Genomic DNA, 8,798 nt, shown 5'->3' on the forward strand with positions numbered 1-8,798 from the left:
CCGTGGCCGGACTGAAACGACGCCAACTCATCCGAGCCGGTGCGGCAGCGGGGCTCGGCGCGGCAACCGCCGGGGACGGCGGCGCCTGGGAGCTGTCCGGAAACGACAACGTCCCCGACTTCCGTCCACGTTTCGGCGCGGACGGCCTGGTCACCAACGAGTGGGCGTTCCGCAACCCCCACGACAGCGACGCCCACAACTCCTCCGACTGGGTCGTCACCAGCGGGTCGCTGTTCGCCAGCAGCGGCCGCGGCTGGACCGGCCACCCCGACGCCGGCGAGACCGGCCCCAACTCGGCCACCGCGAACGACTCGGCAGTCTTCCGGCTGGTGAGCCGGCGCCGGGACTTCGGACCGGTCTCGGTCTCCTTCAAGGTGCGACTGCTGCAGCCGATCACGACCCCACGCACCCCGAAGCAGGACTGGGACGGCGCCCACGTCTGGCTGCGCTACCACACCCCACAGGAGTTGTACGCGCTCAGCTTCCGGCGCCGCGACGGCTCAGTGGTAATCAAACGGAAGCTTCCGGCCCACGACCCGGCGGCCGCGAACGGCGGCGACTACACGACAGTCGCCGAAGGCCGGCATGCCATCAGCTACGGCGACTGGCACCGGATCGAGGCCAGCGCCGTGAACACCCTCTCCGGGATCCGGCTGCGCCTGGCCGTCGACGGCACGGAGGTGCTGCACACCATCGACCGCACACCGGGCCCACTCACCGCGCCGGGCGGAGTAGGCCTGCGCGTCGACAACAGCCAGTTGTGGTTCGGCGACTTCTGGGCCCGCAGAGCCTGAACCACTCACTCAGGACGCCCGCTGCCCGACCCAGATCTCGAAGCGCCCCCGCCTGTCGAGGTCTGGTTCGGCAGCGAGCGGAGCAGACGGTAGCGGCCCGTCAACCGGATCTCCTGGTGAACCGCCTGCTCGGCGGCCGGTAGGCCGCCCGAGTAGTCCAGCACATGCTGCGATCGCAACGCCTGGTACTTGAGGTGATCCAGCAGCAGGTTCTGCAGCTGCGGGTGAAGGTGCGCTTCGGGCTCCTCGACCAAAACCGCGTCAGGTCCGCGCGGCGAGCGGCCTCCAGCTTGCGCACGGCGGTGCACCTTGAGATGCGCGATGCCGGCGTTAGGCCGCGGCCACTGCGAGCCGCTGTTGAAGGCGATCGGCAACCCGCGCCGGGACGCCTACCTCACCCGCCGCCGCGTATCCGCCGGGAAGAGCAGCGGCGCCGCGTGGAGCGGGAAAGGGTGGGCGAAGTTCTCGACCAACCGTGCCGCCGGGGTTCTTCCAGGGACAGGCAGGACGGCCCGGCTTGACCCCATACCGCGAGGGCGGTGGCGACGGCGGCTTCACGCCGGGCCCGGCTCCATCCGCATCCCTGCGCCCCGTGGTCGTGTCCTGGGCGCCGTCCGGCAGCCCCGTGCGGGCCGCAGCGAATCGGCATTGTGGCTACTTCGGGTATGAACTGTCCCAGCGTGTGGTGCGGCCTGAAGGCGAGCGGCAGGGGGCCTAGGCTGACGAGTCTGGGACGGTATCGAGGGAAGCGGTGATGTCGGCGCGCCGGGCGATGTCTACGAGAGCACGGGCCATGACCGATGCCGGGTCCCGTTTGGCAATGGCTAGGCCCATGCGCTCGGTACGTGTCGGTCGTACGAGAGGGACCGCCTGCATGCCCATGGGCACCCCGAAGACATGCAGCCATGTATGCGGCACGACGCTCGCCCAGCGACCCGTCCGGACGTGTGCGAACAAGGAGGCGATCGAGTCGGTTTCGACTTGGGGCCGCACCGGTGCACCGATGTCTTGGAAGACCGCGTCCAACACGCGACGTCCATGCATGGTCGGAACGAGCAGGCAAAGGGGTTGCTGCGCCGCCTCTTCCCAGCCGACCTGCGCTGTCCGACCGCTGCCCAACGGTAGCCGGGTCAGGAGAACGTAGCGCTCTTGGTACAACGGCACGAACTCGAACCGCTGAGCGAGGTCTGCGCTGAAGTAGGTGAGGCCGGCGTCGATCTCATAGCTCTGCAGCTTCTCGATCACCTCCGTGGTTCGCAGGTCGTTCTGCACCTGGACGGTGACCAGTGGATGCTGCGCACAGAAGGGTTCAGTCAGGAGGGAAACGGCCGTGGCCGCGGTCGGCACCGAACCGATGCACAATTGCCCGCTCAGTCCACTTCGCAGCGCTGCCGCCTCGTTCTGCAGCGCATCTCGGTCGGAGAGGATCTTCTGCGCCCAGACGACGATGCGTTCCCCCTCGGGCGTCAGCCCCTCGAACTTTCGATCTCTGCGGACCAGGGAGAGGTTCAACTCCGTCTCGAGTTTCCGCAGTCCTTCCGACAGGGTCGGTTGCGAGACATGGCACGCCTCGGCGGCTCTGGCGAAGTGGCGCTCACGAGCGAGGGCGATGAGATATTCGAGTTGGCGTAGCAGCACATCACGGGTCTACTCGCCCCTGACCGCAGGCGCCAATCGGCCGGCCTGCGCCACCAACTGGCTGCACACCACTCATCGAGCGGGCGTGATAGGCGATGCCGATCACTCATCGAAGAAGCCACTTTGACGCGCTCTGACCGACGGAGCGAAGGTGCCAGACAGCGGACCGTCCCCCCCGGACGAAACTCCTGCACAGCAGCAGCAGAGGGAAGGCTCCCCGGACGATGAGCGAGATCGAAGACCCCGGTGATGAGCGTCTGTCTGTTACGGCGCCCAAGACGTGGGCGGCTGGCGTGCCCGGTGTACGGCACGCGCTCCAATACTCCCTCGGGCAGACCACCATCCGGCGAACCGCGCTGACGCTGCTCAACATCAATCAGGCCGCAGGGCTCGACTGCCCTGGCTGTGCCTGGCCCGAGCCCGCACCGGGGCGTCGGCACCGCAACGAGTACTGCGAGAACGGTGCCAAGCACATCAATGACGAGGCGACCTCGCGCCGCGTCACTGCGGAGTTCTTCCGTCAGTATCCGATCTCCGAACTGGACGGTAAGTCCGACTACTGGCTCAACCAGCAGGGCCGACTCACCGAGCCCATGGTCAAGCGCCCAGACTCGGACCACTACGAGCCCATCACCTGGGAAGATGCATTGGGTCTCATGGCCGACGAGCTCAATCGGCTGGACTCGCCCGACGAAGCCCTGTTCTACACCTCCGGCAGGGTAGGAAACGAGGCGGCGTTCCTTCTCCAGCTCTTCGCCCGAGCCTTTGGCACCAACAACCTGCCGGACTGCTCCAACATGTGCCACGAGTCCAGCGGTGCCGCACTGAACGAAACGCTGGGCATCGGCAAGGGCAGCGTGAGTCTGCAGGACCTCTACAACGCCGACCTGGTCTTCGTGGTGGGACAAAACCCCGGAACCAACCACCCCCGCATGCTCTCCGCGCTGGAGGAAACCAAGCGCAACGGCGGGCAGGTCGTCGCAGTGAATCCCCTGCCCGAGGCCGGGCTGCAGAGGTTCAAAAACCCACAGAAGGCACGCGGGGTGATCGGCCAGGGAACCGCGATCGCCGACCAGTTCCTGCAGATCCGCCCGGGCGGTGACCTCGCCCTGTTTCAGGCGCTCAACCTGCTGCTACTCCAGGCGGAGGACGAGCGGCCGGGCACGGTCCTCGACCACGCCTTCATAAGCTCACACACCACCGGCTTCGACGACTTCGCCAAGAACGCTCGCAACGTGTCCTGGCTGGACGTTCTCGCCGCCACGGGGCTGACCCGGAAGGAAATCGAAACCGTCCACGCACGGGTCTTGAACAGCAACAAGGTCATCGTGTGCTGGGCCATGGGACTGACCCAGCACAAGCACGGCGTACCGACCATCCGTGAGGTGGTCAACTTCCTCTTGCTGCGCGGCAACATCGGCAGGCCCGGAGCCGGCGTGTGCCCAGTGCGTGGCCACAGCAACGTCCAGGGCGACCGCACCATGGGTATATGGGAACGGATGCCTCAGGCATTCCTCGACGCCCTGCAGCGAGAGTTCGGCTTCACTCCGCCGACCGCGCATGGCCTGGACTCGGTGGACGCGATCCGGGCCATGCGTGACGGCCATGCCAAGGTCTTCCTGGGCGTGGCCGGCAACTTCGTACGGGCCATGTCCGACAGTACGGTCACCGAGAAGGCGATGCGCCGGTGCCGGCTGACCGCGCACATTTCCACCAAGCTCAACCGCTCCCACACGGTCTGCGGAGACACTGCGCTGATCCTGCCGACTCTTGGTCGCAGTGACCGTGACGTCCAGGCTGGTGGTGAGCAGTTCGTCACCGTCGAGGACTCCATGAGCGAGGTGCACGCCTCACGCGGTCGACTCGCTCCAGCCTCCCCCTGCCTACTGAGCGAGGTGGCCATCATCAGCCGCCTCGCCCGGCGCACCCTCCGAGACCAACTGACGATCCCATGGGAGCAATTCGAGGCGGACTACAGCACCATCCGGGACCGAATCGCCCGCGTCGTACCCGGCTTCGAGGACTTCAACGCCCGTGTGGCCCGTCCCGGCGGCTTCCGACTGCCGAATCCGGTCAATGAACGACGGTTCCCCACGCCGAGCGGCAAGGCCGTCTTCACACGCAACAGGTTCGAGATGCTGCAAGCCCCCAAGGGGCATCTGATCCTGCAAACACTGCGCTCCCACGACCAGTGGAACACCATCCCCTACGCCATGAACGACCGCTACCGAGGTATCCGCAATGGCCGCCGCGTAGTCCTCGTGAACCCCACCGATCTGGAAGCCCTGAGAATCACCGACGGCAGCGAAGTCGACCTGGTCGGACTCTGGCACGACGGTCTGGAACGCCGTGCACCGGGCTTTCGGGTGGTGTCCTACCCGACGCCCTCCGGCTCCGCCGCCGCGTACTACCCCGAAACCAATGTCCTCGTGCCCCTGGACAGCGTTGCAGACATCAGCAACACACCCACCTCCAAGAGCATTGTCGTACGGCTGGAGCCGGTACCGGAACACACCGACGAATAGGCCGGATGACCGCGCGACGGCGCGCACCGCGCGTTTCGGGGCGGCCTGTGTCTTCCTTACCTGGGCTGCTTTGACGACGCAGCTGCAGAACGCCCTGCTGACCGTGCCGGACGTGACGATGGACCGGGCGCTGCTGCAACGTCTGTTCCGGAGTCTGAGTCCTCCGGCTTGAATGGATGTGCGGAGAGGGGGAGACGGAAGACGGTGGTACGGCCGTCGCCGACAGGCCATCGAGGCGCCTGAAGCGGTGCGGGCGGCGGGGCGTTTCGCCGTGTCGAAGCCGTACGGCGTCTCCATCCGGTTTTGACCTGTGGGTCGGCCGTGGTGGCTATGCGCGGCGTGATGTCTGGGTGGCGGCCAGCAGATTCCGGATCTCGGTGACAGTCTTGTTGGTGCGTTGCGCGATGCGGGCGACTGGCTCTCCAGCCTGGTAGGCGGAGACGATGACCGCGGTCAGGTGCCTGCGCGCCACGTGGACCGCTTCCTGCGCCTCGGCCAGCGCCGTAGCTGCCGCCTCCAGGGCGTTGTCCTGGCTGTTCATACCGGTCATCGTGCCAGCTGGGTTTCCCTGGCCGATACGGTGGGTGCGTTTTCGGTCACCCTTGACCCCGACGGCTGGCTTGTTCAAAGGCGGCCAGACTCTCCCCGTTTGCTACCGAGGTGCAGCCCGCCTCAGCGGCGACATCTACCTGCAGGCCCGGACTGACCCCGGACGAAACGCGCAACGCGTCCTGGAATGCCCGGCACCCGGCATCTCCCGGGGAAAACCGGACTTCCGAATCCCGCCGGAACGAGGCCCCCCGCACGCGTGACTCGTCCGGACCCGCCAGCAGGCCGGCGCCCGTGCCGGGCTGCTGGTGAGTGGGCAGTGGGGTCCCCACTGGAAAACCCAGGTCACAGGCCCCCAAGCGCCCCTCCAGCTCACTACAGGATAATTGGGGCTCTTCTGCCGTATGTGTGGGTGCCTGACCAGCCCTGATACGTGAAACACGCCGTCTTACGCATATGGTTCAAGGTCTCTGAGGTCAAGATCCACATGCAGGAAGACGGCGTGTCTGCGAACAGGATATGGAAAGAGCTCCTGACGGTCGAACGGGCCGTGGTCGAGCAGGTCGAGATCGACCAGGACGCGGGTGTGCTGGTCGCCCGGGTGCGGCCTGTGGTGCGGGAGCGGAACCGGTGCGGGATCTGCCGCCGCCCCGGACGCGGCTACGACCAGGGGCGCGGGCTGCGGCGCTGGCGGTGCCTGGACGCGGGCACGATGAAGGTGTTCCTGGAGGCCGAGCTGCCCCGGATGCGCTGCCGTGCGCACGGGGTGGTGGCCGCCGCAGTGCCCTGGGCCCGGCACGGGGCCGGCCACACGCGGGTCTTCGACCAGCAGGCCGCCTGGATGGCCGCCGAGTGCTCCAAGTCGGCCGTCGCGCAGTTGATGCGCATCTCCTGGCGCACGGTGGGGGCGATCGTTGAGCGGTTTGTCGCCGACCGGGACGCCGAGGTGGACCGGCTGGCGGGCCTGCGCCGGATCGGCATCGACGAGATCTCCTACCGCAAGGGGCAGCGATACATGACCGTGGTGGTCGACCATCACACCCGGCAGGTGGTGTGGATGGCCGACGGCCACGGCCGCGCAGTCCTTGAGGCGTTCTTCGACGAGCTCGGCCCGCAACGCAGCGCGAAGCTGACGCACATCTGCGCCGACGGCGCGCAGTGGATCGCCGACACCGTCGCCGCCCACGCCTCGCAGGCGGTGCGCGCCATGGATCCGCTCCACGTCGTCGCCTGGGGCACCGAGGCGTTGGACGACGAGCGGCGCGCGGCGTGGAACCGGGCCCGCCGCCACGCCCAGGACGCCGCCACCGCCCGGGCGTTGAAAGACTCCCGCTTCGCGCTGTGGAAGAACCCCGAGGACCTCACACCCCGCCAGCAGGCCAAACTGGGCTGGATCGCGGCCACCGACCCACGCCTGCACCGCGCCTACCTGCTCAAGGAGGGCCTGCGCACGGTCTTCGCCATCGCCCGCGAGCAGGACACGCGGGCGGCAGTCGACGCCCTGGACCGGTGGCTGTCATGGGCCCAGCGCTGCCGCATCACCACCTTCGTCGACCTCGGCCGCCGCATACGCCGTCACCGCGAGGCGATCGTCAACGCCCTCATCGAGCGTCCGTCGAACGGGCTGATCGAGTCCACCAACACCAAGACCCGCCTGATCATCCGCCGAGGCTTCGGCTTCCGCACCGCCAACGCCGTCATCGCCCTCGTCATGCTCACCCTCGGAGGCGACCGCCCGATACCAGGCCGCCAACCCGCTGCAGCCTGACCCACACATACAGCAGAAGAGCCATAATTGGGGCGTCCAGTACCCCGCTACCCGGTAGCGTGCCGAGGAGAGAACGCAGCGGGTCCTGAGACGCAGGAGCTTTGCGTCCGGCCGCCGCCGGTGAGTGTCCTGCTAAAGGCCGGGTCCAGGTGGGGTGGTTGCTACGTCACGCACCTGCGGCGCGGAGGGTGGCGTGCTCGGCCAGGGTGGTCACCTGTTCGGAGTCCTCGGCCTGGTCGGGGTTCAAGCCGGCCAGGGCACAGCGCACGGCGGCGGGCCAGCCGGCATCAGTGGTGGTGGGGGAGTGGGTGGTCAGGTTGGCGAGCGGGCCGACCGCACGGCGGATCGCCGTCGGCCACAGGCTGCCCGGTCCGGTGTGCACCACGTGAACGCTGGTGGGCGCCTGGTTTGTTGCTGTGCGGTAGGCGGCGCCGGCAGCTGCTGCGACCGTCCCCTCTGCGGCACCAGCGGGCCAGCACTGGGCACGGCGCACGCTGACCACACCGGTGTGGGCGTGCTCGGCGAGCAGCAGCAACCGCACGCCGTCAGCAGCCGCAGTGACCGTCAGGGCGTACCGCGCGCACTGGATCGGCCGCGGACGGCGAGGCGAAGCATTGAAACTGGAATGGGGCTGCAACGGGTCTCCAGCCCTTCGGATTTGGGAAGCGACACGCACATCTTTGCACCAAGACCCAGCGGTCCTCGCACCTATGCACGGATGACCGCGCTGCACACGTGCACGTGTAGGGGGCTTGGTAGGCGGGCGCGGCCACCGCGTGCCGCGGAGGGAGCGCGCGGCGCGGTTTCAGCCCGCGTGGCCACCAGCGTGAGGTGAACTCACCGGCCCGGGGCAGGCGTTCACCGGACTTCTTCCAGGAGGCCCCGGCCTTCACCCGCGTTCGACAGAAGTCAGTTCACCTAGAGACACAAAATGGGCCATGACCTGCGACTTCATCGCCTCACACCCGAATTGTCCGTGTCTCTAGGCGCTGGCATTCCCGCTGGTCAGGGAACTGACGAGACAGGCACGATTCTCTGGCAATGCCGCAAGAACCGAGGGCGATTCATTACCCTTTGCCACTTTTACGGGCCCGCCTCGGCGCAGCGCGACGGGGCTCGAAGCGCGCTATGTGATCGGGTAGCGTGGTGGCAACGCCCCAGCATGAAGGGGCCACTTGGCGGTCGTCACCGCGCTGACCAGAGAGAATGCCAGCGCCTAGAGACACGCCCCCTCTCCATGACCTAGCGCATCCCCCCTGGTCAGACCGCATCTTGTGACTCTAGGTGACGGGAATTCTGTCGAACCCAGGCTTCAGGCCGGGGAGGAATGGATCCTCGCGCAGCGGCGGAGTTCTCTTCGCATCTGTTCTGACCTGCGCTTTCTTGATATGATCAAGCCAAGTTCGGTTTGATCGGCGGGAGTTGGGCATGAGTGGTGTGGAGGGGGCCGGGTTTGCCCGGTATACCTACCGGCTGCGTGTGTCGGCGACCGCCCGGTCTGGACTCGAAGCCGAGTGGGACCGC

7 protein-coding genes are annotated in these 8,798 nt (G+C 67.4%); 3 read left to right on the forward strand and 4 right to left on the reverse strand.

Annotation, left to right across the window (positions count from 1 at the left end; all coding sequences use genetic code 11):
- The first annotated feature begins 2 nt into the window (after positions 1-2).
- The gene (locus tag AC07CM_RS44105; protein ID WP_478882199.1) at positions 3-794 is read left to right on the forward strand and encodes a hypothetical protein; all 792 of its coding nucleotides are present in this window, start codon (positions 3-5) and stop codon (positions 792-794) included.
- A gap of 5 nt (positions 795-799) precedes the next feature.
- On the opposite strand, the gene AC07CM_RS44110 is transcribed toward AC07CM_RS44105, so the two are convergent.
- Positions 800-1,168, reverse strand: a complete 369-nt coding sequence (locus tag AC07CM_RS44110) for a hypothetical protein (RefSeq protein ID WP_478882200.1) — start codon at positions 1,166-1,168, stop codon at positions 800-802.
- Positions 1,169-1,508: 340 nt separating this feature from the next.
- Positions 1,509-2,432, reverse strand: a complete 924-nt coding sequence (locus AC07CM_RS44115; protein WP_478882201.1) for a LysR family transcriptional regulator — start codon at positions 2,430-2,432, stop codon at positions 1,509-1,511.
- Positions 2,433-2,656: 224 nt separating this feature from the next.
- Here AC07CM_RS44115 and AC07CM_RS44120 point away from each other — a divergent pair, with 224 nt between their 5' ends.
- Positions 2,657-4,957: an FdhF/YdeP family oxidoreductase gene (locus AC07CM_RS44120; RefSeq protein WP_478882202.1), complete on the forward strand. Its 2,301-nt coding sequence runs from the start codon at positions 2,657-2,659 to the stop codon at positions 4,955-4,957.
- A 328-nt stretch (positions 4,958-5,285) separates the two neighbouring features.
- Here the strand turns inward: AC07CM_RS44120 and AC07CM_RS44125 are convergent, their stop codons facing one another.
- Positions 5,286-5,498 (reverse strand): hypothetical protein, encoded by a 213-nt coding sequence (locus AC07CM_RS44125; RefSeq protein WP_478882203.1) that lies wholly within the window; start codon positions 5,496-5,498, stop codon positions 5,286-5,288.
- A 510-nt stretch (positions 5,499-6,008) separates the two neighbouring features.
- Here AC07CM_RS44125 and AC07CM_RS44130 point away from each other — a divergent pair.
- Complete coding sequence (locus AC07CM_RS44130) at positions 6,009-7,274, forward strand: ISL3 family transposase (RefSeq protein WP_478882204.1); 1,266 nt, start codon at positions 6,009-6,011, stop codon at positions 7,272-7,274.
- Between the two features lie 166 nt (positions 7,275-7,440).
- Here AC07CM_RS44130 and AC07CM_RS44135 read toward each other — a convergent pair whose 3' ends face one another.
- Positions 7,441-7,815 carry a hypothetical protein gene (locus AC07CM_RS44135; protein WP_478882205.1) on the reverse strand — a complete coding sequence of 125 codons (375 nt, stop codon included), beginning with the start codon at positions 7,813-7,815 and terminating at the stop codon, positions 7,441-7,443.
- Positions 7,816-8,798 lie beyond the last annotated feature (983 nt).

Source organism: Streptomyces sp. NPDC044061 (assembly GCF_056434305.1).

Excerpts from the sequence above, each read along its gene's own strand:
- AC07CM_RS44120 (WP_478882202.1), top strand. The coding sequence starts at position 2,657 with ATGAGCGAGATCGAAGACCCCGGTGATGAGCGTCTGTCTGTTACGGCG.
- AC07CM_RS44125 (WP_478882203.1), bottom strand. The coding sequence starts at position 5,498 with ATGAACAGCCAGGACAACGCCCTGGAGGCGGCAGCTACGGCGCTGGCC.